This window comes from Ectopseudomonas oleovorans (assembly GCF_029845265.1).
GTDB lineage: Bacteria > Pseudomonadota > Gammaproteobacteria > Pseudomonadales > Pseudomonadaceae > Aquipseudomonas > Aquipseudomonas oleovorans.
Map to the genome: position 1 here is coordinate 72,373 of NZ_JAOCLK010000013.1, position 22,802 is coordinate 95,174.

Genomic DNA, 22,802 nt, shown 5'->3' on the forward strand with positions numbered 1-22,802 from the left:
CTTATCTCACATAAGAAGGCTGCCATGAACCCCGATGCACTGACCGACCAGTTGGAGCTCTTTCTCGACGTGCTGGAGACCGGCAGCTTCTCCGCAGCGGCAAGGCGCCATCCGCTCACGCCCTCGGCAGTGGCACGGCGCATCGACGCCCTGGAGCGCGCCATGGGCAGCAGTCTGTTCAGTCGCACCACTCATGCGGTACGCGTCACCCCGGCGGGCCTGGCGTTCGCCGAGCGCGCCAGGCGTATCCTTGCCGAGCTGCACCTGGCCCGCGCCGAAGCGGTGTCGTTGAGCAGTGCACCGGAAGGCCTGATTCGCATCGACGCCCCCTCACCCTTTGGGCGCCGCCACTTGGCTCCGGCGATTGCCGAGTTCCTGCGCGCAAACCCCGGCCTGGACGTGCAACTACGCCTGATCGACAGCTTCATCGACCTGCAGGGCGAACACCTGGGTGAGGTGGATATCGTCGTGCGTATCGGCCCCCTGCCCGACAGCCGCCTGGTGGCCACGCCGCTGGCGTCGATGACGCGTATCGTCTGCGCCAGCCCGGAGTATCTGCGTCGACGCGGCATTCCGCGCAGCCCACTGGAACTGGAACAGCACGACGGCCTCGATTGGGACAGCCTGGCGCCCCCCTACGCCTGGCGCTTTGAAGTCGACGGCAAGCTGCAGTTGTGCAAGCCCAAGCGCCTGCGCCAGACCAGCAACAACGCCGAAACCCTGCTGTTCAGCGCCCTCGCCGGCCTGGGCATCGCCCACCTGCCCACCTGGATGAGCAGCGAGCATCTGCAACGTGGCGAGCTGATCCCGCTGTTCTGCGAACAGGGCCTGCCACCCATCGAGCCGGTAAGCATCTACGCCCTGCGCCTGGAGCGCGAGGCCAGCCCGCGGACACGCCTGCTGCTGAGTTTCCTGAAGCAGCGCTTCGGCTTTCCGCCGCCCTGGGATCAGGCACTGCAAACCAGCCTGGCCATCCCACAGCAGTAAGATCATGACCCTAGGGCGCGCCGCGCGCACCACGAAAACCACCACGTGACGGCCACAAAAAAGTTCTGGTGTCAAGTCCTTTGTGCAAATCACGCAGGACTTGAAACCGTATATGGGACAGTAGGTTAGCTCTTTTCTCGGCCACTTTGGCGCGGTGTGGCTTCGTGGGCTAGGAGCCACATAGGAGCGTTGGGAGAGAAAGCCACATCGCACTGTGTCGTGCTGGATTGCCGAGGGACGGCGGGCTTGTCTTGTCATCATAGCCCAGGCGGCTCTTGGCGGCATCCAGAATGAAGAACGCGCAGCCTTGGGCTGCGCGTTCGATGGATGTTGCTGGGCAGGCTTCGAGGGCCATCACGTCGGCTTGGACGGCACGCTCCGCGTCGTGGTGCCCTTCCTGAATCCCCGATCCCCCGCCATGAACGCCCCCAGCATGTGCGGGATCAACTTCTCGGCATCGACGGCCTCGCCATACGCCTGCGCGTGCAGCGCGGCGTAGCGGTCGAGGTCGGCTTTCAAGCTGGCCGGGCAGGCAAAGGTCAGCTTGACGCTCTCGGTCTTGGGCAGCGGCCCTAGCCGCAGTTTCTTCGTGTTCATTGGGAAGCTCCCCGGTTGAAGAACAGCGGCTGGCACGGCCGCAGCACCAGATCCCGGTTCACGATGACGCGAACCGGCAGGCCCGGCCTAATGGTCAGCGTCGGCTGGATGTCCATGTTGCGCCGGGTGATCTCCTGACCCACCTGATTGATGCTGTCCTGGGCGCTGTCGCGCCCCGCGATGACGATGCGGTTGCCGTCCTGGCGGTTCTCTGGCGCGGCCAACTCGGCGCCTACGCCCAGCAGCGTCGTCAGCACGGCGCCCGCGACGATGCGATTCCAATGCCAGTCCACGTCGTCTTCCAGGCCGGCGTAGCCGGCTGGATCGGTGCCGACAAGGTTGTCGAGCGTCAGCGAGGACGTATCGGGCAGGATGACCCGGTTCCACACCACCTGCACGCGGCTCTGCCCGTAGCTGACCTGGCTGTTGTATTTACCCAGGATGCGCGACCCCTGCGGGATCAACAGGAACTTGCCCGTGGCCGAGTCATAGACCGGCTCCGTCACCGTGGCGATCACGTCGCCTGGCAAGTCCGACTTGATGCCCGTCACCAGCGCGCCCGCAATCACCGTTCCGGCCATGACCTGATACGGCGAGGCCGGCATTTTCAGGTTTCCGGAATTGCGGGTTTCCATAGAGCCGCCTTTCAGGAACGCCTCTTTCTGGTCTTGCCGGTTTTGCACAGCTGTCGGATCGGCAGGCTGGGGCGCCGCCGAGGCCGGCCCAGCCGCGAGCGGGTCGAAGGCCGCGAGCGTGTTGGCAGCACCAGGCACACCCGGCGGCGCCACCGTGGCCGTGGCGGCGGCCTGGCCCTGGCCGCCCGAGCGGAAAAACACCGACGAAGCCGCTGCGGCTTCCGCCTCCTTGCGCAAGGCGTCGTTGGGATCGTGGCCGGGGGCCGCGTAAGCGGCCACGGCGGACTGCTGCGAGTTCACGATGGCCGGGCCAAGATCGCCCGGCAGTGGCGGCCCCAGCTCGGGCACCTTCGGCGGCAGCTTCGAGTAGTCGGACGGCAGGCCGTCCAGCCCTTCGGACTTCGAGACGCGATCGACGTTGTAAAGCTCGGTCTGCTCGCCCGCGCCGCGCCGGTGCGGTTGCAATGACCAGATCGTGGCCCCGAGCACGGCGACCGACAGGCCGCCGACGAGGACGGCCAGCGTGCGCCGGTTCAACCGGGTCACGGCACGCGGCTGGGCGCGAAGCGCCACCGCCTCGGGCGCGACCTTGCCTGCCTGCCGCGTGGCGAGGTCGGGGGTATCGTCCTGGCTCATGGTCAGTTCCTCCGTGCCACGCCATCCGTGCGCTCGATCCGCACCACGTCGCCCTTGTCACCGCCCAGGCGCAACTCTGCCGCGCCAAACAGGCGATCCACGATGTAGTACGGCGAACGGAAGCGGTAGTTCACCAGTTGCCCGTCGCCTTCCGGCCCGATCACGAACAGCGGCGGCAGTTCGCCTTGCGCGATGCCGGCGGGGAACTGGATATAGACCTTCTGCCCGTCGTCGAAAGCGCGCAGCGGCTTCCACGACGGATTGCTGCCGCCGATCGCGTAGCGAAAGCGCAGGTTCTCCAGCGACAGGCCGCTATCCACCGGCGCGGCGGCGCTGGCCGCTTGCGCCTGGCGCTGCAAGGCCAGCATCCGGTCGCGCGGGTACTCCCAGGACACCGACGCCATCCACGTCTTTTCCGTGGAAGTCAGTTCCAGCAGGTACGTCCTCCGGCTGGTGATGATGACCAGATTGGTCTTGAGGCCCGAGCGGATCGGCTTGACCAGCACGTTGACGCGCAAGTCGGCACCGCTGCCGCTGGACGTGTCGCCCACGATCCAGCGCACGGTATCGCCGGCGGCCACCGTCACCAGCTCCTCGCCCGGCTGCAAGGCAACCATCGTCACCCGGCCCACGGCCGCATAGACCTGATACAGCGCGCCATCGGTGAAGGGCCACACCTGAATCGCGTTGACGTAGCCCTCGCGCGTGGGCGCGACACGCGCCTCGGCATTGGCGCGTGAAACGCGCACCTTCTCGTCGGCCGGCTCGGGCGTGGGCTTGGCGTCCTCGGCCTCGGGTGCCGGCATCAACTGCGCCGGCATCGGCAGCACCTCGGGCACGGCCACAACCTCCACGGGCGCGGGCGGCTCCGGCATCGGCTGGGCCTGCACCGGCACCGGCTCATCGAGCGAGATGGTCGGCGGCGGCTTGCCTTGCGTGGCGCAGCCCGCCAGGGCAACAAGCATCAACGGCAAAGCGTAAAAGCGGAAAGACAGGTTCATGGTTTTGCTCCTTCGGAAGAATCCAGCTCGCGGCTCCAGGAAAGGCCGTTGACGTAGATGCCCAGCGGGTTCTTGCGCAGGCGTTCTTCGGTGCGCGGCGGCTGGAGCACGATGGACACCACGGCCGTCCACCGTTCCAGGCCCGCCGCAGCGCCGTTGACGTAGCGGCGTTCCGTCCAGCGCACGTTGAAAGACGTGTCGCTGGCACGCACGACGCTGGTGATCTGCACCGTCACCGACTCCTTTCCGATGCGCGCGAACGGGTCGTTGACCCGCGCGTAGTCGTTGAGCACGGCCGCGCCTTTGTCGGTCGTGTAGTCGTAGGCGTCCAGCCAGTTCTGGCGGACGACGATGGGGTCGATGGACAGCGAGCGCACCAGCGTCACGAAGCGCGCGATGTGGTGCGCCGTCTGCGCATCGTTGGGCCGGTACGGCGTGGCGGCTTCGCCCACGGCGCGCACCTGGCCCGCGTTGTCCACCTCCACGACGTAGGGCGTGACGATGGATTGCGCCGAGCGCCACACCAGTCCGCCGGCCATCAGCAGCGCGAGCGTGAGGCAGCCGAAGGCCATGAATCGCCAGTTCTTGGCCTGGACGCGGGCCGAGCCGATACGGTCGTCCCACACCTGGCCGGCGGTTTGGTACGGCGTGGCAGGCTGCGGCGTGTCGGCGTAGCGCACCTGCGGTTTCTTGAATCGCATGGTCAGTTCTCCTTGTGAATCGCGTCAGTCGTCGGAGCCGCGCAGGCTCGGGCCTTGCCCGGAGCCGCCGCCGTCGCCACCGCGCAGCGCGTGGGCAGCGGTGGTCGCGGCGTGGGTGAGCTGCTGGCGGCGATGCAGCCGCTTGGCCCAAGCGGGCTGCTCGGGCGCCTGTGCAGCGGCAGCGCCTGCCGGCGCTTCGCTGGTGGCGGCCTGGCCGGCTGACGCGCCAGCGTCGCCGTTCCAGCCCGCGCGGAACGGTGCGGCCATGCGCTGCCCGGCAGCGGAAGCGCGGGATGCGGCAGCGCGTCCGGCAGACTGCGCGCCGGTCTTGGCGACGTTGCCCAAGCCCGCCATCGCGCCTTTGGCACCGCCGCCGGCGGCAGCGGAACCCGCCTGGAACGCCGACTTCGCGCTGCCAGCCGCCGACGTGGCGGCACGCGCGCCGCTGCCGGCCAGCTTGGCGGCAGCCGGGGCCATGCGCGCGCCAGCGGCCACCGCGCCGCCCACGCCCGTCGCGGCAGCACCGACAGCCACTGCCGTTCCGGCCGCGCCGACGGCGGCACCGGCCATCGCGCCCGCGCCGAGCTGGGGCGCGCCGGACACAAGGCCCGTGGCGATGCCGGGGCCGAAGATCCCGAGCGCGAGCAAGGTGAGCGAGGCCAGCATGATGACCAGCGCGTGGTCGATGTTCGGCTCGGCGGGGTGGACTTGGAACTGCGCGAACAGGCCCGAGCCGATGCCGACGATCACAGCCAGCACCAGCACTTTGATGCCAGCGGCCACGACGTTGCCCAGCACCTTCTCGGCGAGAAAGCTGGTCTTGTTCCACAGCGCGAACGGCACCAGCACGAACCCGGCGAGCGTGGTCAGCTTGAACTCGATCAGCGTGATGAAAAGCTGGATCGCCAGCACGAAGAAGCACAGCACCACGACCAGCCACGCGAGGAACATCACCACGATGGGATCGAGATTGGCGAACACCTCGGGGAAGCCCGCCATCTCGCCGATCTGCTCCAGAATCGGCGCCCCGGCGTCGATGCCGGTCTTGGCGAGCCGGCCCGGCTGCAAGAAGTTCTCCATCGTGATGGCCGAGCCGGTGGCGGTGATGCCCAGCCCCGCGAACGAGCGGAACACGATGCTGGCCAGCCAGTTGAAGTTGTTGAGGATGTAGGCGAAGGCACCGACGTAGAGCACCTTGCGCAGCAGCTTGGCGATAACGTCATCGCCTTGGCCGGTGGCGTGGCTCATGGCCCAATACAGCCCGGCGATCGTCATGTCGATGACGATCAGCGTGGCCGTGAGGAACGCCACTTCGCCGCGCAGCAGCCCGAAACCCGAGTCGATGTAGGTGGCGAAGGTGTTGAGGAACTGGTCGATGATGGTCACGTCATTCATGGCGTGCCCTCCGGTTCCTCGAAGCTGGGCGGGATCGGCGGCAGGTCGGCCAGCGTCTGGTATTCATCCGGCCCGGCCTCGCCGGAAAAGAAGCGCCGCCGGAAGGCTTCGGCGGCGGCGCGGCAAGCGTCCTCGCCCGTGGCCTGCCGGTCGGCCGCGCATTGCGCGCGCAATGCCTTGAGCCGCACGCGATCGGCGGCCAGGGCATCGGCGAGGTTGTCGGCCGGCTGCTCGCCGCAAGCGGCCAGCAGCACGGCACCAAGGACGAGGACGCATCGCATGGCGGCCTCCTGTCAGTCGCGGTAGAAGTTGACGGACTGCGGCGTGTACGGCGTGCCTTCCCCGAGGAAGCGCCGCCGCACTTCGCGGGCGCGCTCGGTGGCCGCCGCCTGCCGCGCCAGTTCCAGCGAGGCGGCCCGGTCTTGCGTGATCTGGAGCCGCTGCGACTGGATCGACTGCTTGGCCTGCAAGGCGAGCAACTGGTTCATGGCCTGCATCGCCTGCAACGCGCCTTGCGCCGACTGGCTCTTGCCGACCAGATCGGCCAGCACGCTTTCGTCTTCGCCCAGGTTCTGCGACACCTGCGCCTGCATCTGCATGGTGGTCTGCAAGCCGCCCAGCGTGTTCTTCCACCGCTCCTGGGCGTCGCGGTACATCTGGTCGCCGCTGACGGTGGCGGCGTACTGCTCCGGGTACAGGCGGGCAAACTCCCGATCCAGATTCGTCACGTCGTAGGCCAAGCCTCGGGCCTGGGCGATCAGCCGCTCGGTCGTCGCCAGGTTGGCGCGCAACTGGCCGACCACGCTGGATGGAAGGCTGGCGAGGTTGCGCGCCTGGTTCATCAGCATTTGCGCTTCGTTCTGGAGCTGGCGAATCTGGTTGTTGATCTGCTCCAGCGTGCGGATCGCGGTCATCGTGTTCTGCACGAGGTTGGTGGGGTCGATCACGACCCATTGCGCATGGGCAGTGGCGGTGCAAAGCATGGCCGCGATGGCAGCGGCGACAAGGCGCTTCTTCATGGCAGGATCTCCTGTGGTTGGTCAGCGAGGGAATCCGGCGCGAGGCCGGGGAACGAGGGCAGCAGGTCAGCCGCCCAATCGAGGCCGCGATGGCGCAGCCAGGCACCCGCGAAGCCGGGCGTGCCGGCGTCCAGCAGCACGCGGTCTATGTCGCGCTGGTCTTGCGGCGTGGAAGCGCCCGCGAAGGCCAGCGTCGCCGCCCCCAGGTCGAGGTCGAACAGGCGGTTGCCGAGGCGGGATTGGTAGTAGTAGTCGCGCTTGGGTTGCGCGGTGGCGACGATCTCGATCTGGCGCGAGTTCAACCCGAAGCCCTCGTAGATCGTGCGAATCTGCGGCTCGGTCGCCTGCGGGTTCGGCAGGAAGATGCGGCTTGCGCAGCTCTCGATGATTGCGGGCGCGATGCTCGAATCCTTAATGTCCGCGAGCGACTGCGTGGCGAAGATCACCGACACGTTTTTCTTGCGCAGCGTCTTGAGCCACTGGCGGATGCGCGCGGCAAACACCGGGTCATCCAGGAACAGCCACGCTTCATCGAGGATCAGCATCGTGGGCGCACCGTCAAAGCGTTCGTCAAAGCGCGCAAAGAGGTAATGCAGCACGGCCATGACGGCGGCCTTGCTGTGCATCAGCTCCTCCATCTCGAAACCCTGCACGTCCGCCATGCCCAGCCGGTCGTGGTCGGCATCCAGCAGCTTGCCGTGCGCGCCGCCCAGCACATAGGGCGCGAGCGCCTGGCGCAGCGCGTTCGATTGCAGCAGCACCGACAGGCCGGTCATCGTGCGCTGCTCGACGGGCGCACCGGCCAAGCTGCCCAGCGCCGACCAGATGGCGGCTTTCTCGTCCGGGCCGACTGCTACGCCTTCATGCAGCAAACGGCCTTCGATCCATTCGGCGGCCCAGGTGCGGTAGCCTTCGCGGTCAATGCGGGCGAGCGGCTGGAAGGCGATTTCGCCGTCCGTGCCCAAGTCGTAGTGCTCGCCGCCAAGCCCGAGGATCGTGGCGCGCATCGAACGCCCCATATCGAACGCGAAGATGCGCGAGCCGAGGTAGCGGCGGAACTGCATCGCCAGCGTGGCGAGCAGCACTGACTTGCCCATGCCCGTCGGGCCGGCCACCAGCATGTGGCCCACGTCGCCATCGTGCGTGACCAAGCGAAACGGTGTGGCGCCATCGGTGCGCGTCACGATGAGAGGCGGGCCGTCCAGATGCGCGTTGCGCTCGGGGCCGGCCCACACGGCCGACACCGGCATCATGTGCGCCAGGTTCAGCGTCGAGACGATCGGCTGGCGCACGTTGGCATAGGCGTTGCCGGGGAGCGAGGACAGCCACGCATCCACGGCATTGAGCGTTTCGGAGATGGTCACGAAGCCCCGGCCCTGGATGACGCGCTCCACCATGCGCAGCTTCTCGTCGGCTGCGGCCGGGTCGGCATCGAGCACCGTCACCGTGGCGGTGAGGTAGCCGAAGGCGACTTGATCACTGCCCAGCTCCTGCAACGCGGCATCGGCATCGGTCGCCTTGTTCGAGGCATCCGTGTCCACCAGCGGCGACTCCTGTTGGAAGATCGTTTCGCGCAGCAGCGCGATGACGTTCTTGCGCTTGGCGAACCACTGGCGGCGCAGGCGGGCGAGGTCTTTTTCCGCCTCGGATTTGTCCATGCAGAGGAAGCGCGTACTCCAGCGATACGCAAATCCGAGGCGGTTGAGGTCGTCCAGAATCCCCGGCCAGGTCGAGGTCGGAAAGCCCCGCACCGACACCACGCGCAGGTGCCGGTCGCCCAGCATGGGGGCCAGGCCGCCAACCAGCGGCGAGTCGGCCAGCAGCGCGTCGATGTGGAAAGGCACCTCGGGCACACCGACGCGATAGCGTCGCGTCGAGATGGTCGCGTGCAGGTAGGTCAGGGTCTGCGCGTCATCGAGCCAGGCAATTTCCGGCATGACGCCATCGAGCTGGTCAAAGACCCGATCCGTTTCCGCGACGAAGGCTTGCAGCCGCTCGCGCCAGTCCACGCCATTCGTCGGCGTGTTCTCGTAGAGCATCTTGGCGGCACGAGCGCGCGATTCTTCAGGCGGCAGGTACACCAGCGTCAAGTGATAGCCGCTCTCGAAGTGATGGCCGGTGTCCTCGAAGGCCGAGCGGCGTTCTTCGTCCACCAGCCACGACAGCGCCTCCGGAAACTCTGAGTGCGGGTAGTCCGCGGCGGCGCTGCGTTCGGCCTCGATGAACAGCGCCCAGCCCGATCCCAGCCGGCGCAGCGCATTGTTCAAGCGGGCCGACGTGGCGATCAGCTCGCCTTGCGTGGCACTGTCGAGGTCAGGCCCGCGAAACCGGGCCGTGCGCTGGAAACTGCCGTCCTTGTTCAAGACGACACCCGGCGCGACGAGCCCGGCCCACGGCAGCCAATCGGCGAGCAAGGCCGGGCGCTGGCGGTATTCGGCGAGGTTCAGCATGGCGGCGTCCCCTCACACGTCCAGCAGCGGGCGGTGCTTGATGTGCCGGGCGAACACGGCCATGAACTGCGGATCGACGCGCGCACCCCATACCGCCAGCGAATGGCCGACGATCCAGAGCACCACGCCAGGAATCCACAGTTGCAGGCCCAGCCCGACGGCGGCGGCCAGCGTGCCGTTGGCAATCGCCACGGTGCGCGGTGCGCCGCCCAGCAAGATCGGCTCGGTGAGCGAGCGATGCAAAGGCACCTCGAACCCGGCCGCGAAGCTATCCGGGCCGCTCATACGACAGCCCCGCCCGAGAACGAAAAGAACGACAGGAAGAAGCTCGAAGCCGCGAACGCGATGGACAGGCCGAACACGATCTGGATCAGCTTGCGAAAGCCGCCCGACGTGTCGCCGAAGGCGAGCGCGAGGCCCGTGGCAATGATGATGATGACCGCGACGATGCGCGCCACCGGCCCCTGAATCGACTCCAAGATCGACTGCAACGGGCCTTCCCAGGGCATCGAGGAACCAGCGGCCTGCGCGGTGCCGGCCAGGAACAGCAACAGCGCGGCCAGCAGCAGTCCTCGCCCCGCAGGGCGGGCCAGGCAGCGCAGCCGTGCAAGGCGCAAAGCCGGATTTACGGAAACACGGAAAGCAGGAATGGTCATCTGCGTCATAGCAGTTCTCCAGGTTGGTCAGGGGACGAGGAAGTCGCCGCAGCGGGTGCGGCATCAGGGATCGGCGGCAGCTCGGGAAACGGCGTTTCCAGCGCGTCCACCAGTTGGTAGCCCACGCCGTCGAAGCCGACGATGCGGGCGATGTTCTCGATGCGGCGCTTGCGTCCGCGCCCGGCGATCTGGATCACCACGTTGACCGCCTCGGCGATCAGCGCACGCGGCGGATTCACCGCCACTTCGAGAATCAGTTGCTCCAGGCGCAGCAACGCGCCCAGCGCGGAGCCGGCGTGGATCGTGGCGACGCCGCCGGGGTGGCCGGTGCCCCACACCTTGATGAGATCCAGCGCCTCGGCACCGCGTACCTCGCCGACGACGACGCGATCAGGTCGCAGGCGCATGGACGAGCGCACCAGCTCGGTCATGGACACCACGCCGGAGCGCGTGCGCAGCGGAACGTGGTCGCGGGCCGCGCATTGCAGCTCCACCGTGTCTTCGAGCACCAGCACGCGGTCGCCCGTGGCAGCTATCTCGGCCAGCAGCGCGTTCGCCAAGGTCGTCTTGCCGCTGCTGGTGGCCCCCGCGATCAGGACGTTCTGGCGCTCGCGCACGGCGCGCACCAAAAAGCCCGCCTGGGCGGCGGTCATCATTCCGTCCACGACGTACCGCTCCAGCGGGATCACGCCGATGGTGCGCTTGCGCAGCGCGAAGGCCGGCCCCGGCGCGGCTGGCGGCAGGATGCCCTCGAAGCGTTCACCGGTTTCGGGCAGTTCGGCGGACAGCAGCGGCTGGCCGCGATGCACCTCCGCGCCGACGTGGGCCGCGACCAGGCGGATGATTCGCTCGCCATCGGCTTCGGGCAGCTCCACGCCCATAGGCGCGCGGCCCGACGACAGGCGATCCACCCAAAGGGTGCGGTCAGGGTTGAGCATGATTTCCACCACGTCGGGGTCTTCGAGCGCGGTGGCGATCAGCGGCCCCATTGCCGTGCGCAGCATCTGGATGCGCCGGTCGAGCGACGTGGCACTCATGGATTGGGAAACGGCGCTCATGACGCACGCTCCTGCGCATCGGCGGCTGCCGCCGCGTCCTCCATCCGCACCGAATCGGGATGCAATTCCTCCACCACGTCGCGCACCAGGCTGCGCCCACGCATCAGGTGGCGGCCAAGCTGCTCGGTGAACTGCTCGAAACGCGCCTTGCCCAAGGCGCGGGCCGCCTCTTGGTGCGCCTCGGGAACCGGCGTGCTGACGGTCAGGTAGTAGCGGATGAACAGCGCCAGCGTCTCGATGGCGATGCTCTGGTCGCGCTCCATTCGCTCGGCCTGGCGCGAGAGGCGATCAAGGCGCTTGGCGATGGCCGCCTCGCGCTGGTCGGCCGCGTCCGGCGACAGCCAGGACGCCAAGGCAGCGGCGACGATGCTGGACTTGGACACGCCTTTCTTGGCGGCCAGTTCATCGAGCCGCTGGGCGTGCTCGGGCTGGATAAAGAGGTTCAGGCGATAGTGGCTCATAGCTCGATTCCGTCGTTGGGGTCGAGGGACGCCAGCCGGGCCGTGCGCTGCATGGCCGGATCAAGCTGGCGAGGAAGGGGAAGCGGCAGGTCGTCGTCGTCATCGAGCAGGCCGAGGTCGGCCGCGGGCGCGGCCAGCTCGGGGTCGTAGGCGACGGCCTCAGTTAGCTCGGGCTGACGGCGCGGGCCGCCGTCGTCGGCCGACGCCCGGAAGCCTTCGGCGGCATCGGCCGCAGGCGCGGCAGGCACGGCAGGAATCGCCAGGCCACTCCAGTCGTCGGGGCGCAGTGGCGGCGCGTCGGCGTACCGGCCGTCCGCCAGCTCGGGCGGCGGCAGCACGCGCTGCTTGAAATTGGCGTCGGCGTAGTAGCGCAGCTTCCGGGCCTTGATCGGCGCCATGCTGGACACCATCACTACGGCATCGTCCGGCGGAAGCTGCATCACCTCGCCCGGCGTCAGCAGCGGGCGGGCCGTCTCCTGGCGCGACACCATGAGGTGGCCCAGCCACGGCGCGAGCCGGTGGCCCGCGTAGTTGCGTTGCGCGCGCAGCTCGGTCGCAGTGCCCAGCGTCTCGGAAATGCGCTTGGCGGTGCGTTCGTCGTTGGTGGCGAACGTCACCCTGACGTGGCAGTTGTCGAGAATGGAATGGTTCTGTCCATACGCCTTGTCGATCTGGTTGAGTGACTGCGCGATGAGGAAGCTGCGGATGCCGTAGCCCGCCATGAAGGCCAAGGCTGTCTCGAAGAAGTCGAGCCGACCCAGGGCCGGGAACTCGTCGAGCATCAGCAGCAGCTTGTGGCGGCGTTCGATGCCGTCGCTGCCGTCCAGCGATTCGGTGAGGCGTCGCCCGATCTGGTTGAGGATCAGGCGGATGAGCGGTTTGGTGCGCGATATGTCCGAAGGCGGCACCACCAGGTACAGCGACACCGGATGCTCGGCCGCGATCAGGTCGGCGATGCGCCAGTCACAGCGCGAGGTGACTTCGGCCACCGTGGGATCGCGGTACAGGCCTAGGAACGACATGGCGGTGCTTAACACGCCGGAACGCTCGTTGTCCGACTTGTTGAGCACTTCACGCGCCGCCGACGCGACTACCGGATGCGGCCCCTCGCCCAAGTGGGGCGTGGTCATCATTCGATGCAAGGTCAGCTCGAACGGGCTGGCCGGGTCGCTGAGGAAGTTGGCGACGCCGCGCAGCGTCTTGTCTTCGCCCGCGTAGAGCACATGCAGGATCGCGCCGACCAGCAGCGCGTGGCTGGTCTTTTCCCAATGGTTGCGCTTCTCCAGCGCGCCTTCGGGATCGACCAGAATGTCCGCGATGTTCTGCACGTCGCGCACTTCATGCGCGCCGCGCCGCACCTCCAGCAGCGGGTTGTAGGCCGCCGACTTCGCATCCGTGGGGTTGAACAGCAGGCAATGCGAGAAGCGCGAGCGCCAGCCTGCGGTGATCTGCCAGTTCTCGCCCTTGATGTCGTGGATGACGGCGGACGCGGGCCAAGAAAGCAGCGTCGGCACCACCAGGCCGACGCCCTTGCCCGAGCGCGTGGGTGCGAACGTCAGGACATGCTCTGGCCCCTCATGGCGCAGGTACTGGCGGTCGTGCTGGCCGAGGAACACGCCCTCTGGCTGCGTGAGGCCCGCCTTGCGAATGTCATGCGCGTTCGCCCAGCGGGCCGATCCGTAGGTCGTGACAAGGCGTGCCTGCCGCGAGCGCCAGACCGACATGGCAATGGCGACGGCCACGGCGACCATGCCACTGCTGCCAGCGATGGCTCCGCCGGTGTCGAAGATTTCCGGGGTATAGGCGCCGTAAGAAAACCACCACTCAAACAGCTTCCACGGGTGATAGATCGGCGTGCCAAGAAGATCGAACCAGGGCGAGCCAAGGCGTACTTGATAGCCAAGGGCTGCTGCTGTCCATTGTGTGGCACCCCACACTCCGGCGATCACGATGCCGAATACCACGGCGATCTGACCGAACAGCACGTTCGTCCCTTGCATGACCTGGCCTCCGATTTCTCCTGCGCCGATTCCTCATGGAAAAAGCGGCACAAGGACGTGCCGGAGGCGTCAGGATCGGTGCCGCGTCAGTGCCGGTCAAAGACCGTTTTAAGCAGAAAGATCGAGCAAAAAGAAAGAATTAGCGCGGTGGCGAGCCAACGAAAAACGTCGCAAGCGCAGGCGCGTTGCGGCGTGTCGGTCAGGAAATCCAATATTCGTGGCGAAGCGGCCACGATCAAAACTTAGGCGGCTCCTTCGGCGGTGTGTAGGGCGTTTCCCCGTCGCCATAGAACCGCTTGCGCGTGGCCTCGGCCACCCGGTTGCACAACACGTCGCCCAGCTTGGGGCGGTCGGTCTTGCACTGCTGGCGCAGTTCCTTGAGCCGTTCGGGGTTGGCCGCCAGCTCTTCCACTGTCGGGATGTTGGCTGCGGAACCGGCGGACTTCTGTGGCCCATCGGACTGGCCGCAGGCAGTCAACACGGCAACCAGCAAGAATGGGATGATCTTCTTCATGGCGTCAGTTCCTCCGGGTGATCGGGATTACGGCCTCGTATGGGCCTGGGGGTTTCCGGCTGTTCGATGGCCTGTGCGCGCTCAATAAACCGCGCCAACTCGTCGGACGGATCTCCGTCCAGCCGCAACAGATAGGTCGTGAGGGGCGACACGCGCGAAGCTAGCGGCCGGGCCACTACACCCGGCTCACGGCTGGCGGCAATGTGTGCACTGCCTGCTAGGCCGAGCGCAAAACCGGCCGAGACTAGGGCCATCATCAGGTCGGTGGACGAAACCCTCTCTGCAATCAGTGGCTCCACATCCGCACGGCGCAACACCCGTTCAACTTGCTTGGCATGGCCCTCACATGCCTGTGGATCGCACAGAACCAGTGGATAGCGAAGCAACTCATCCAAGGGGATGCGCTTGTGGGCCAGAAGCGGATGCCGAGCTGGCACGGCCACCATCAGCGCATCGCTCCATGCGGGCGTGGCGACGATACCGTCGCCCACTTCGTCGGATTGAGCAAACCCTACGTCATACAGATCGCTATGCAGCCCCTTGATCTGTTGCGATAGGGGCACCTCGAAGAACCGGATTTCGACCTCGGGTTCTTCCTGGCGGCAAAGTACGAGCAACGCAGAAAGGCGCGACGGCGTGATGCCGTCGGACAATGCCACGCGCAACTGGCCATGAAAACCGTTTGCTGCCGCTTTCACGCTATCGCGTGCCTGCTCCAAGGCGGAGAGCACGCGGCGCACGTGCTCCAGAAACAGCTCGCCCGCACGGGTCAGCCGAGTGCTGCGCGTGGTGCGGGCAAACAGCATCACGCCCAGTTCTTCTTCCAGTTCCTTGATGGCCCGTGACAGTGGAGACTGCTCGATGTGCAGCCGCTCGGCAGCGCGGGCGAAATGGAGTTCCTCAGCAACCGCAATGAAGCAGCGCAAGTGACGAAGTTCCATAGTCTTGTCCTTCCATGATCCATGTTGATTCGGGGGACGAGATGCACGCCTGCTGTAGCACCAGTCGAGCTGAGGCCAAATATTGAATAAACAATTATACATGTGTTCATATATTAGTCAAAGAAGCCTGCACCGTGCCGTGGTGATGTTCGATTGTGAGGAGATGAATGGTGCAAGCTGCACGAGGGCCAATGGGCATCGTGGAGGCCGCTTGCCAAAATAGTGCGAGCCCCACCGGGGCTCGCGAGATGCGGAAGGTGCTATGCCTTCAGGGGGAAAGCCCGAATCAGGCTGGGTTGATTTCCAGCGCGCCGCGGTTGATCTGGTCGCGCTCCATCGACTCGAACAAGGCACCGAAGTTACCTTCGCCGAAGCCCTCGCGGTAGTTGCCCTTGCGCTCGATGAACTCGAAGAACACCGGGCCGAGCAGCGGCTCGGAGAAGATCGGCCTCACGCTCACGGCCTACCTGAACGTGCGTCTCGAAAAGCACTCCGACTCGCACAAGCGCAATCCCATGGACGTGTTCCGCGCGTCGGTCCAGAAATGGCCGGAGGTCGTGGAATGCCATGCGCTGACCGGCGACATGGACTATCTGCTGCGGGTGGTCGTCAGGAACATGGCTCACTACTCTCGCTTCGTGCTCGACACGCTGCTCAAGCACCCCAGCGTGCAGGACTGCAAGACAAGCTTCGTGCTGGATCGGGTAAAGAGCACCACGGCCTTGCCCTATGAGCATTCGGCCGATTGGTGTAGCGGGGATGCAAATAGCGCTTGACCTTCCAACCGTGGCAAGGACCAGACTTCAAACACCCCAACCCGAAAGGAGTTTTCCATGCAATTCCATCTCGAAGACATGACCTGCGGCGGCTGCGCCCGCACCGTTACGAAAACGATCCAAACGATCGACCCCAACGCCAAGATCGTCACGGACCCGCCGACCCGCCGTGTCGAGGTCCAGACCTCGGCCTCGCAAGAGCAGATCGCCGCGGCCCTGAGCGAAGCTGGCTTCCCGCCGCGCGCGCAGTAACACCGCGTCGTGGCCGGCCTGCACACAGGACGGCCGATGCGAGCACGTGCGCTGCGCCGTACCTGGCGCGGCGCTCAGTGCATCCCAAGGTAGGCGACCTTGGCCCACATCCACAGGGCCATCGCCACCATCATCAGGTTCTCGGTCAGGGACACGAAGCCCAGCGGCACGTTGCTGTCCCCGCCCACACAGGCGCACTTGAGTTCCCGGCGATCGACATAGACCGCCTTGAAAACCGACACGGCCCCGACGGTCCCGATGAACAGCGCCAACGGAATCGACACCCACATCCCCACGCCCGCGACCATCAGGACGCCTGCGATGGCCTCCGCGAACGGGTAGAAATAGGCATACCGAACCCAGCGCTTGGCCAGCAGGTCGTAGTTGAGGAACATCGTCGCGAAGCCGTCCACGTCCTTGAGCTTCTGCAGCGCCAGGAGACACATGGCAAAGGCCACGAACCACTCTGCCGCCTGAATGCTCCAGAGCTGGCCGAAGGCCGCCCAGCTCGCCGCCAGCGCCATCGCGGCCGCCATGGCGAACAGCGCGATCACAGGGGTGTAGGTCACGGCGTTCTTGTCCTTCACGGACATGCCGAAGAATTTGCGCAGGTCGTCGTAGCCGCCCACGCGCCGCCCGTTTATGAAGACCTGGGGCGTGGTCTCGACGCCATGCTCCTTCTTGAACGCATCCGTCTGCTCGCGGCTCGCCAAGTGTTTGTCCTCGACCTCGTAGCCCTTGCGGTTGAGCAGATCGAGCGACTTCAGCCCGTAGGGGCAGGTATGGCCGGGCATGACCATCCGGTAGAGCGTGGCTTGTTTGGGCGCAGACATGCTGGACTTCTCCTGTGGGACTTTTCATGGGCCGGCCGCAGCGCCGACTATCACGGATTGAAGGACTTTGACGACATTTCCAGCCTAACCGGCGGTGGTGCAAGGGGGTGTAGGCATCTGGCTCCCGGGGCGGTCGTCAGGCTGCAACGCCGTCAGTCCTCCGTCTGCCAGAGCAACCCCGCCGCAGGCCGGCGCGCCCGCGGCGGCACGCTGGGTCCTAGTGGTTCTCCTTGGCATGGTTGATCGTGTACTTCGGGATCTCGACGGTCAGGTCCTCGTTCGCCACGATGGCCTGGCAGCTCAGGCGCGATTGCGCCTCTAGCCCCCAGGCCCGGTCAAGCAGGTCGTCCTCGCACTCCTCGACCTCGTTGAGGGAATCGAATCCCTTGCGCACGATGCAGTGGCAGGTCGTGCAGGCACAGCTCATGTCGCAGGCATGTTCGATCTCGATGCCGTTGTCTAGCAGCGCCTCGCAGATCGAGGTGCCGACCGGCACGTTCAGCTCGGCGCCCTCGGGCGCCAGTTCAGGATGGGGCAAGACGGTGATCTTGGGCATGGTCTCTCCCGGCTGCTCAGTGCGCACGCGGCTTCTTTGCCGCTGCGTTGCCACTTGCACGCCGTGGCACGGCGCCGGTGCGCGCTTCGGGCTCGTCGTCGCTGGTATCGAGTTGCTCCAGCGTGTGCAGGATCGGGCAGTCGGGCCGTTCGTCGCCGGCGCAGCACCGGATCAGCGCCTTGAGCGTCTCGGCCATCTCCAACATGCTCGCGATGCGCCGGTCCAGCTCGGAGATGTGCTGCTGCGCCAGGCGCTTGACGTCGGCACTCCGGCGCGACTTGTCGTTCCACAGTCCCAGCAGGTCCGTGATCTCGGCCACCGAGAAGCCGAGGTCGCGCGCACGCCGGATGAAGTGCAGCCGGTGTACGTCGTCCTGGCTATAGGCGCGGTAGCCCGAATCGTTCCGGTCGGCCGGGGGAATCAAGCCGATCTGCTCGTAGTAGCGGATCATCTTGGCCGAGACCTTCGAGGCCTTGGATGCTTCACCGATGTTCATGGTGTTCCTCCTTTCTCAATGAGCGGTATCCGCCGCCAGCGGCGGCTGGAAGCGGCGCAGGCGCAGCGCGTTGCCGAGCACGAACACGCTGGACAGCGCCATCGCTCCGGCCGCGAAGATCGGCGACAGCAGCACACCGTATGCGGGGTATAGGACGCCAGCGGCCACCGGGATCAGGGCCGTGTTGTAGCCAAACGCCCAGAACAGGTTCTGGCGGATGTTGCCGATGGTGGCCTTGGACAGCGCGATGGCGTTGGGCACACCCTGCAGGTTGCCGGACATCAGCACCACGTCGGCCGACTCCACCGCCACGTCGGTGCCGGTGCCGATCGCCAGGCCCACGTCGGCCTCGGCCAGCGCCGGCGCATCGTTGATGCCGTCACCCACGTAGGCGATCTGGCCGTGGGTGGCCTTTAAGCGGCGCACGGCTTCGACCTTGCCCTCGGGCAGCACTTCGGCCACCACCTCGTCGATGCCCAGTTGCTTGGCGATGGCCTGCGCGGTACGCGCGTTGTCGCCAGTGATCATCGCCACCTTCAGGCCGAGCTGGTGCAGCGCGGCAATGGCCGCGGGCGTGCTGGACTTGATCGGATCGGCCACCGCGATGATGGCGGCCAGTCGGCCGTCGATCGCGGCGTACAGCGGCGACTTGCCCTCATTGCCCAGGCGCTCGGCCGTGCGAGCGAAGCCGCTCACGTCCAACCCCAGCTCACGCATGAAGCGATCGGCACCGACCTCGACACGCGCGCCGTCCACGGTGGCGCGCACGCCCATGCCCGTGACCGAATCGAAGTCTGTCATCGTCGGCAGCGCGATGCCACCTTCCACGGCCGACTCGACGATGGCGCGTGCGATCGGATGCTCCGAGCGCGATTCGACAGAGGCGACCTTCGCCAGCACCTGGTTGCGGTCAAAGCCGTCGGCAATCTCCAGGTCGGTCAGGACCGGGCGGCCCTCGGTCAGCGTGCCGGTCTTGTCCACGGCCACCACCTTGGCGTCCTTGAGCAGTTGCAGGGCTTCACCCTTGCGGAACAGTACGCCCATCTCGGCGCCCCGGCCCGTGCCGACCATGATGGAGGTCGGCGTCGCCAGACCCATGGCGCACGGGCAGGCAATGATCAGCACCGCCACGGCATTGACCAGCGCGAAGGACAGCGCGGGCGACGGGCCGAACACCAGCCAGACCAGGAAGGTCAGCACGGCGGCCAGCATGACGGCGGGCACGAACCACAGTGTCACCTTGTCCACCACGGCCTGGATCGGCAGCTTGGAACCTTGCGCCTGCTCGACCATGCGGATGATCTGCGCCAGCATGGTCTGACCGCCCACGGCGGTGGCACGCAGCGTCAGCGCACCCTTCTGGTTGACGGTGCCGCCGACCACGGTGCTGCCTTCCGCCTTTTCGACGGGAATCGGCTCGCCGGTGATCATCGACTCGTCCACGAAGCTGCGGCCCTCGGTCACTTCACCATCGACCGGCACGCGCTCGCCGGGGCGCACTTCCACGATGTCGCCCTGCGCCACGTCGTTGATCGGGATGTCCACGATGCGGCCGTCGCGCAGCACGTGCGCCTCCTTGGCCTGCAGGCCGACCAGGCGCTTGATGGCCTCGGAGGTGCGGCCCTTGGCCCGTGCCTCAAGAAAGCGGCCCAGCAGGATCAGCGCCACGATGACGGCGGCCGCCTCGTAGTACACGTTCACCGTGCCGGCCGGCAGCAGACTGGGCGCGAATGTGGCGACCATCGAATAGCCGAAGGCTGCGGCCGTGCCGACCGCGACCAGCGAGTTCATGTCGGGACCCAGGCGGAACAGCGCCGGGAAGCCCTTCTCGTAGAAGCGCCAGCCCGGAATGGCGAGCACCAGCAGGGTCAGCACGAACTGCAGATACCAACTCTGCTGGATGCCGATGGTGGAAGCCACCCACTCATGCATGCCGGGAATCATGTGCGAGCCCATTTCGAGCACGAACACAGGCAGCGCCAGCACGGCGGCCAGGGTCAGGTCGCGCTTGAGTTCGGCGCGCTCGGCGTCCTTCTTCTCGGCGGCTTCCTCGTCGGCCTGCGCGCCGGTATCCACCGGGTTGGCCTCGTAGCCGACCTTCTCGATGGCCGCGATCAGGTCCGCCACGGCGGCCACGCCGCGCACGGTGGCACGCTCGGTCGCGAGGTTGACCGTGGCCTCGGTGACGCCGGGCACGGCCTTGAGTGCCTTCTCGACGCGGCCCACGCAGGAGGCGCAGGTCATGCCCTCGACCGCCAGTTCGACGGTGCCAGCCGGCACGTCGTAGCCGACCTTCTCGACCGCCTGGATCAACGCGATGCGATCGACAGGACTGGCCAGGCGGATGTCCGCCCGCTCGGTGGCGAGATTGACGGACACGCTGTCCACGCCCGGCACCTTGGCCAGGGCGGCCTCGACTCGGCCGACGCAGCTCGCGCAGGTCATGCCCTCGATGGGTAGGCTGATCGCTGCTGCGGTGGCACGAGCATCACTCGTTATTGGCATGCTCATGGTTGTTTCCCATAGTTGATATTCGACATGGGGGAGCTTAGGGTTTACCATCGTGGGAAGGTCAAGCGCTTTTTTCGGGTACTGTGAGGTTTCAGAAATGGCCCGGCGCACGGGGGAAACGAGGGGCCTTGGTCGCCAGGCTCGCCCTGGTCCCGGGCTGTGCGCGCGCTCAAGCGGTCGCAGCCTCGTTGATCCTGAAGGGCACGAACAGCCGTTCGAGGGTAGGAATTTTTGAGAGATGACTCCACGCAAACCAGCCAGTGCCCCACCGAAGGGCCCAAGCACCGATCTGGCCTCCCTGTCACAGAATGACGTGACCATCCTGGCCGAGACTTTCCGGCTCCTGGGCGATCCGTCGCGGCTCAAGGTCATGCTGTGCTGCATGAAGGGGTCCACGTCGGTAAGCGACATCGCGGAAGCCGTCGAACTCTCGCAGTCGTTGGTCAGCCATCACCTTCGACTGTTGCGTGGAGCCCGTCTGGTCAAGGGCGCGCGCCAGTCCAAGCAGATCTTCTATGAGGTAGCGGACAAGCACGTGAGCCAGGTGCTGCTGGACATGGCCATCCACATCGTTGAGGACAACAGCGACGACTAGCCTTGGTGCGAAACAGCCCTTACCGCGTCCCGTGAGGCCTATCCTTTCGGCCAGATCCGGTGCAAGTCATCCACGACCAGCACGTGATGGTGCCCGCCTTGGTTCGCGTGCTGACGCAAGTGGGGGTGATCCGCCGACAGGTTCGGATGGTCATGGGCCAAGTCCGACGGGTCGCTGGCCGGCCACAGCCGAAGCGCCAGCGCCACGCCAGCTAGGCCGATCAAGGACATGACGACGAACGTCGATTGCAGCCCCATGGCCGCGCCGAAGCGTCCGGCCAGCGGGTAGCAGATGAGCCAGCAGGCGTGCGACAGCGCGAAGTGGGCCGCGAAGATCGCTGGACGGTCCTCGGCGTGGGCCGAGCGGCGCAGAAGACGGCCGGATGGCGTCTGCGCCACGCTGTAGCCAAAGCCGATCACCAGCCACAGCGGCAGCAACAGCGCATAGCTCGGCAGCAGTGCGCCGATCGCCGTGCCCACGACGAGGACAGCGGCGCCGGTGAGCATCGCGGGTCGGTCGGCTACTTTCTCCAGTAGGGACGGCAAGACGAAGGCGGCCACCATCGAGCCGCCTCCGAACGCCGCCAGTGCCCACGCCACCTCGACTTCGCCCAGGCCGAAACGCGCCTTCACGAGCACCACCGTGTTCACGATCACCATCGCGCCGGCCGCCGAGACGGCCAGGCTGATCGCCAGCAGGCCCCGCAGGCGAGGCGTGGCGAGGTAGATGCGCGTGCCGCGCGTCGTTCGCTCCCAGATGCCGCGGCGCGGGCCGGGGACGGACGTGGGCAACCGCACGCTGACCACGAGAGCGGCTGAAACGAGGAAACCGAGCACCGTTCCCGCGAACAGGTTGTGAAAGCTGATGACGGTCAGCAGCGCGGCGGCCAGCATCGGGGAAATCAGGCTTTCCAGGTCGTAGGCCAGCCGGGACAGCGACAGCGCCTTCGTGTAGTCCTCTTCGTCGGGAAGGATGTCCGGGATGGTGGCCTGGAAGGTCGGCGTGAAGCCGGCGGATGCCGCCTGCAGAACGAAGATCAGCAGGTAGATCTGCCAGACCTCGGTGACGAAGGGCAGGCACAGCGCGACGGCCGCTCGCACGAGGTCCAGCGCCACGAGCAGCGAGCGCCGCGGGAGCCGGTCGGCGAAGGCCTGCGCGACCGGCGCGACCCCCGCGTAGGCCAGCATCTTGATGGCCAGCGCCGTCCCGAGCACCGCGCCTGCATCCGCGCCGGCCAGCTCGTAGGCCAGCAGGCCGAGCGCCACCGTCATCAGGCCGGTGCCGACGAGCGCGATCACCTGGGCGGTGAACAGGTGGCGGTAGGTGCGGTTATTCAGGACGGAGAGCATCGGACGGCCTCAGAGCAGTTTGGTCAGCGCCTTCATTTCGGTCAGAACGGAGTCCTCGTCATGGGACAGGCAGTGGTCGATGTGGTCGTGGATCAGGACGCGCTTGGCCGCCGTCACCGCGCTTTCCACCGCCGCGAGCTGGCGGGCGATGTCGAGGCAGGTTTCTCCCCCTTCGATCATCCCGATGACGTGCCGCAGATGCCCCTCGGCGCGCTTGAGCCGCTTCACCAGGTCGGGATGGGTGGTGTGCTTATGCATGTCTTCCATGCTGAAATCATATCCCCCCAGGGGGGATACTGCCACTGGATGTTAGATCAACGGCTGCTTGCCAGGCGGGGGGAATGGTCGCCGAGCCAGGCTAAGGCAATTGCCCGGAGCGGCAT

General features: G+C 66.5%; 26 protein-coding genes and 1 pseudogene. 5 read left to right on the top strand and 22 right to left on the bottom strand.

Features of this window, described 5'->3' with window-relative positions; all coding sequences use genetic code 11:
• Positions 1 to 24 precede the first annotated feature (24 nt).
• Entirely contained in the window at positions 25 to 987 is a 963-nt protein-coding gene (locus N5J71_RS09290; protein ID WP_074858791.1) for a LysR family transcriptional regulator, read from the top strand.
• A gap of 354 nt (positions 988 to 1,341) precedes the next feature.
• Here N5J71_RS09290 and N5J71_RS09295 read toward each other — a convergent pair whose 3' ends face one another.
• The 13 genes from N5J71_RS09295 to N5J71_RS09355 are packed head-to-tail and all read right to left on the bottom strand — an operon-like array spanning position 1,342 to position 13,596.
• Complete coding sequence (locus N5J71_RS09295; protein WP_023123026.1) at positions 1,342 to 1,584, bottom strand: DUF2274 domain-containing protein; 243 nt, start codon at positions 1,582 to 1,584, stop codon at positions 1,342 to 1,344.
• A complete protein-coding gene (locus tag N5J71_RS09300) occupies positions 1,581 to 2,855 on the bottom strand; it encodes a TraB/TrbI/VirB10 family type IV secretion system protein (RefSeq protein ID WP_008786881.1) in 1,275 nt (424 codons plus the stop codon). The genes N5J71_RS09295 and N5J71_RS09300 overlap by 4 nt, the downstream gene beginning before the upstream one ends.
• Positions 2,856 to 2,857: 2 nt before the next feature.
• Positions 2,858 to 3,856: a P-type conjugative transfer protein TrbG gene (trbG, locus tag N5J71_RS09305; protein WP_008786882.1), complete on the bottom strand. Its 999-nt coding sequence runs from the start codon at positions 3,854 to 3,856 to the stop codon at positions 2,858 to 2,860.
• A complete protein-coding gene (gene trbF, locus N5J71_RS09310; protein WP_008786883.1) occupies positions 3,853 to 4,557 on the bottom strand; it encodes a conjugal transfer protein TrbF in 705 nt (234 codons plus the stop codon). The genes trbG and trbF overlap by 4 nt, the downstream gene beginning before the upstream one ends.
• 24 nt (positions 4,558 to 4,581) lie before the next feature.
• Positions 4,582 to 5,952 (bottom strand): P-type conjugative transfer protein TrbL, encoded by a 1,371-nt coding sequence (gene trbL / locus N5J71_RS09315; protein WP_021221531.1) that lies wholly within the window; start codon positions 5,950 to 5,952, stop codon positions 4,582 to 4,584.
• Positions 5,949 to 6,233 (bottom strand): hypothetical protein, encoded by a 285-nt coding sequence (locus N5J71_RS09320; RefSeq protein WP_008786757.1) that lies wholly within the window; start codon positions 6,231 to 6,233, stop codon positions 5,949 to 5,951. The genes trbL and N5J71_RS09320 overlap by 4 nt, the downstream gene beginning before the upstream one ends.
• Before the next feature lie 12 nt (positions 6,234 to 6,245).
• Complete coding sequence (gene trbJ, locus N5J71_RS09325) at positions 6,246 to 6,971, bottom strand: P-type conjugative transfer protein TrbJ (RefSeq protein WP_008786756.1); 726 nt, start codon at positions 6,969 to 6,971, stop codon at positions 6,246 to 6,248.
• A complete protein-coding gene (trbE, locus tag N5J71_RS09330; protein WP_008786755.1) occupies positions 6,968 to 9,421 on the bottom strand; it encodes a conjugal transfer protein TrbE in 2,454 nt (817 codons plus the stop codon). Before trbE ends, trbJ begins: the two co-directional genes overlap by 4 nt.
• A gap of 12 nt (positions 9,422 to 9,433) precedes the next feature.
• Positions 9,434 to 9,706 (bottom strand): VirB3 family type IV secretion system protein, encoded by a 273-nt coding sequence (locus tag N5J71_RS09335; protein WP_008786754.1) that lies wholly within the window; start codon positions 9,704 to 9,706, stop codon positions 9,434 to 9,436.
• Positions 9,703 to 10,086: a TrbC/VirB2 family type IV secretion system protein gene (locus N5J71_RS09340; protein ID WP_008786753.1), complete on the bottom strand. Its 384-nt coding sequence runs from the start codon at positions 10,084 to 10,086 to the stop codon at positions 9,703 to 9,705. The genes N5J71_RS09335 and N5J71_RS09340 overlap by 4 nt, the downstream gene beginning before the upstream one ends.
• On the bottom strand, positions 10,083 to 11,135 hold the full coding sequence (gene trbB / locus N5J71_RS09345) for a P-type conjugative transfer ATPase TrbB (RefSeq protein WP_008786752.1): 1,053 nt from the start codon (positions 11,133 to 11,135) through the stop codon (positions 10,083 to 10,085). Before trbB ends, N5J71_RS09340 begins: the two co-directional genes overlap by 4 nt.
• Positions 11,132 to 11,596, bottom strand: a complete 465-nt coding sequence (locus N5J71_RS09350; RefSeq protein WP_008786751.1) for a CopG family transcriptional regulator — start codon at positions 11,594 to 11,596, stop codon at positions 11,132 to 11,134. Before N5J71_RS09350 ends, trbB begins: the two co-directional genes overlap by 4 nt.
• Entirely contained in the window at positions 11,593 to 13,596 is a 2,004-nt protein-coding gene (locus N5J71_RS09355) for a conjugal transfer protein TraG (RefSeq protein ID WP_019396555.1), read from the bottom strand. Before N5J71_RS09355 ends, N5J71_RS09350 begins: the two co-directional genes overlap by 4 nt.
• On the opposite strand from N5J71_RS09355, the gene N5J71_RS09360 reads away from it, so the two are divergent.
• A complete protein-coding gene (locus N5J71_RS09360) occupies positions 13,591 to 13,842 on the top strand; it encodes a hypothetical protein (RefSeq protein WP_124014400.1) in 252 nt (83 codons plus the stop codon). The genes N5J71_RS09355 and N5J71_RS09360 overlap by 6 nt on opposite strands.
• On the opposite strand, the gene N5J71_RS09365 is transcribed toward N5J71_RS09360, so the two are convergent.
• The 3 genes and pseudogenes from N5J71_RS09365 to N5J71_RS09375 form a co-directional block, all read right to left on the bottom strand.
• Positions 13,832 to 14,110: an EexN family lipoprotein gene (locus N5J71_RS09365; protein ID WP_008786748.1), complete on the bottom strand. Its 279-nt coding sequence runs from the start codon at positions 14,108 to 14,110 to the stop codon at positions 13,832 to 13,834. The two genes, N5J71_RS09360 and N5J71_RS09365, sit on opposite strands and share 11 nt — an antisense overlap.
• Positions 14,107 to 15,051 carry a LysR family transcriptional regulator gene (locus N5J71_RS09370; RefSeq protein WP_008786747.1) on the bottom strand — a complete coding sequence of 315 codons (945 nt, stop codon included), beginning with the start codon at positions 15,049 to 15,051 and terminating at the stop codon, positions 14,107 to 14,109. The genes N5J71_RS09365 and N5J71_RS09370 overlap by 4 nt, the downstream gene beginning before the upstream one ends.
• 286 nt (positions 15,052 to 15,337) lie before the next feature.
• Positions 15,338 to 15,496: pseudogene (locus N5J71_RS09375) on the bottom strand (4-hydroxyphenylpyruvate dioxygenase); the annotation flags it as partial.
• Here N5J71_RS09375 and N5J71_RS09380 point away from each other — a divergent pair.
• Both N5J71_RS09380 and N5J71_RS09385 read left to right on the top strand, forming a co-directional pair.
• Positions 15,453 to 15,827: an Lrp/AsnC family transcriptional regulator gene (locus N5J71_RS09380; RefSeq protein WP_008786746.1), complete on the top strand. Its 375-nt coding sequence runs from the start codon at positions 15,453 to 15,455 to the stop codon at positions 15,825 to 15,827. The pseudogene N5J71_RS09375 and the gene N5J71_RS09380 sit on opposite strands and share 44 nt — an antisense overlap.
• A 57-nt stretch (positions 15,828 to 15,884) precedes the next feature.
• Complete coding sequence (locus N5J71_RS09385) at positions 15,885 to 16,079, top strand: heavy-metal-associated domain-containing protein (RefSeq protein WP_003821167.1); 195 nt, start codon at positions 15,885 to 15,887, stop codon at positions 16,077 to 16,079.
• Between the two features lie 74 nt (positions 16,080 to 16,153).
• Here the strand turns inward: N5J71_RS09385 and N5J71_RS09390 are convergent, their stop codons facing one another.
• The 4 genes from N5J71_RS09390 to N5J71_RS09405 all read right to left on the bottom strand — a co-directional run bounded on the left by N5J71_RS09390 (position 16,154) and on the right by N5J71_RS09405 (position 20,475).
• On the bottom strand, positions 16,154 to 16,912 hold the full coding sequence (locus N5J71_RS09390) for a MauE/DoxX family redox-associated membrane protein (protein ID WP_008786745.1): 759 nt from the start codon (positions 16,910 to 16,912) through the stop codon (positions 16,154 to 16,156).
• Positions 16,913 to 17,129: 217 nt separating this feature from the next.
• A complete protein-coding gene (gene fdx / locus N5J71_RS09395; RefSeq protein ID WP_008786744.1) occupies positions 17,130 to 17,468 on the bottom strand; it encodes an ISC system 2Fe-2S type ferredoxin in 339 nt (112 codons plus the stop codon).
• Positions 17,469 to 17,484: 16 nt separating this feature from the next.
• On the bottom strand, positions 17,485 to 17,964 hold the full coding sequence (cueR, locus tag N5J71_RS09400) for a Cu(I)-responsive transcriptional regulator (protein WP_008786743.1): 480 nt from the start codon (positions 17,962 to 17,964) through the stop codon (positions 17,485 to 17,487).
• A 15-nt stretch (positions 17,965 to 17,979) separates the two neighbouring features.
• Positions 17,980 to 20,475 carry a heavy metal translocating P-type ATPase gene (locus N5J71_RS09405; RefSeq protein ID WP_008786742.1) on the bottom strand — a complete coding sequence of 832 codons (2,496 nt, stop codon included), beginning with the start codon at positions 20,473 to 20,475 and terminating at the stop codon, positions 17,980 to 17,982.
• A 238-nt stretch (positions 20,476 to 20,713) separates the two neighbouring features.
• Here N5J71_RS09405 and N5J71_RS09410 point away from each other — a divergent pair, with 238 nt between their 5' ends.
• Complete coding sequence (locus N5J71_RS09410; RefSeq protein WP_008786741.1) at positions 20,714 to 21,070, top strand: ArsR/SmtB family transcription factor; 357 nt, start codon at positions 20,714 to 20,716, stop codon at positions 21,068 to 21,070.
• Between the two features lie 38 nt (positions 21,071 to 21,108).
• On the opposite strand, the gene N5J71_RS09415 is transcribed toward N5J71_RS09410, so the two are convergent.
• Positions 21,109 to 22,419 (bottom strand): MFS transporter, encoded by a 1,311-nt coding sequence (locus tag N5J71_RS09415; RefSeq protein WP_008786740.1) that lies wholly within the window; start codon positions 22,417 to 22,419, stop codon positions 21,109 to 21,111.
• A gap of 9 nt (positions 22,420 to 22,428) precedes the next feature.
• Positions 22,429 to 22,686, bottom strand: a complete 258-nt coding sequence (locus N5J71_RS09420) for a metal-sensing transcriptional repressor (RefSeq protein ID WP_019396551.1) — start codon at positions 22,684 to 22,686, stop codon at positions 22,429 to 22,431.
• Between the last annotated feature and the right edge of the window lie 116 nt (positions 22,687 to 22,802).

What these genes read in the sequence shown, in the direction of transcription:
- N5J71_RS09290 (WP_074858791.1), top strand. Translation starts at nt 25, where the DNA reads ATGAACCCCGATGCACTGACCGACCAGTTGGAGCTCTTTCTCGACGTG.
- N5J71_RS09295 (WP_023123026.1), bottom strand. Translation starts at nt 1,584, where the DNA reads ATGAACACGAAGAAACTGCGGCTAGGGCCGCTGCCCAAGACCGAGAGC.
- N5J71_RS09300 (WP_008786881.1), bottom strand. Translation starts at nt 2,855, where the DNA reads ATGAGCCAGGACGATACCCCCGACCTCGCCACGCGGCAGGCAGGCAAG.
- trbG (WP_008786882.1), bottom strand. Translation starts at nt 3,856, where the DNA reads ATGAACCTGTCTTTCCGCTTTTACGCTTTGCCGTTGATGCTTGTTGCC.
- trbF (WP_008786883.1), bottom strand. Translation starts at nt 4,557, where the DNA reads ATGCGATTCAAGAAACCGCAGGTGCGCTACGCCGACACGCCGCAGCCT.
- trbL (WP_021221531.1), bottom strand. Translation starts at nt 5,952, where the DNA reads ATGAATGACGTGACCATCATCGACCAGTTCCTCAACACCTTCGCCACC.
- N5J71_RS09320 (WP_008786757.1), bottom strand. Translation starts at nt 6,233, where the DNA reads ATGCGATGCGTCCTCGTCCTTGGTGCCGTGCTGCTGGCCGCTTGCGGC.
- trbJ (WP_008786756.1), bottom strand. Translation starts at nt 6,971, where the DNA reads ATGAAGAAGCGCCTTGTCGCCGCTGCCATCGCGGCCATGCTTTGCACC.
- trbE (WP_008786755.1), bottom strand. Translation starts at nt 9,421, where the DNA reads ATGCTGAACCTCGCCGAATACCGCCAGCGCCCGGCCTTGCTCGCCGAT.
- N5J71_RS09335 (WP_008786754.1), bottom strand. Translation starts at nt 9,706, where the DNA reads ATGAGCGGCCCGGATAGCTTCGCGGCCGGGTTCGAGGTGCCTTTGCAT.
- N5J71_RS09340 (WP_008786753.1), bottom strand. Translation starts at nt 10,086, where the DNA reads ATGACGCAGATGACCATTCCTGCTTTCCGTGTTTCCGTAAATCCGGCT.
- trbB (WP_008786752.1), bottom strand. Translation starts at nt 11,135, where the DNA reads ATGAGCGCCGTTTCCCAATCCATGAGTGCCACGTCGCTCGACCGGCGC.
- N5J71_RS09350 (WP_008786751.1), bottom strand. Translation starts at nt 11,596, where the DNA reads ATGAGCCACTATCGCCTGAACCTCTTTATCCAGCCCGAGCACGCCCAG.
- N5J71_RS09355 (WP_019396555.1), bottom strand. Translation starts at nt 13,596, where the DNA reads ATGCAAGGGACGAACGTGCTGTTCGGTCAGATCGCCGTGGTATTCGGC.
- N5J71_RS09365 (WP_008786748.1), bottom strand. Translation starts at nt 14,110, where the DNA reads ATGAAGAAGATCATCCCATTCTTGCTGGTTGCCGTGTTGACTGCCTGC.
- N5J71_RS09370 (WP_008786747.1), bottom strand. Translation starts at nt 15,051, where the DNA reads ATGGAACTTCGTCACTTGCGCTGCTTCATTGCGGTTGCTGAGGAACTC.
- N5J71_RS09380 (WP_008786746.1), top strand. Translation starts at nt 15,453, where the DNA reads ATGAACTCGAAGAACACCGGGCCGAGCAGCGGCTCGGAGAAGATCGGC.
- N5J71_RS09385 (WP_003821167.1), top strand. Translation starts at nt 15,885, where the DNA reads ATGCAATTCCATCTCGAAGACATGACCTGCGGCGGCTGCGCCCGCACC.
- N5J71_RS09390 (WP_008786745.1), bottom strand. Translation starts at nt 16,912, where the DNA reads ATGTCTGCGCCCAAACAAGCCACGCTCTACCGGATGGTCATGCCCGGC.
- fdx (WP_008786744.1), bottom strand. Translation starts at nt 17,468, where the DNA reads ATGCCCAAGATCACCGTCTTGCCCCATCCTGAACTGGCGCCCGAGGGC.
- cueR (WP_008786743.1), bottom strand. Translation starts at nt 17,964, where the DNA reads ATGAACATCGGTGAAGCATCCAAGGCCTCGAAGGTCTCGGCCAAGATG.
- N5J71_RS09405 (WP_008786742.1), bottom strand. Translation starts at nt 20,475, where the DNA reads ATGAGCATGCCAATAACGAGTGATGCTCGTGCCACCGCAGCAGCGATC.
- N5J71_RS09410 (WP_008786741.1), top strand. Translation starts at nt 20,714, where the DNA reads ATGACTCCACGCAAACCAGCCAGTGCCCCACCGAAGGGCCCAAGCACC.
- N5J71_RS09415 (WP_008786740.1), bottom strand. Translation starts at nt 22,419, where the DNA reads ATGCTCTCCGTCCTGAATAACCGCACCTACCGCCACCTGTTCACCGCC.
- N5J71_RS09420 (WP_019396551.1), bottom strand. Translation starts at nt 22,686, where the DNA reads ATGGAAGACATGCATAAGCACACCACCCATCCCGACCTGGTGAAGCGG.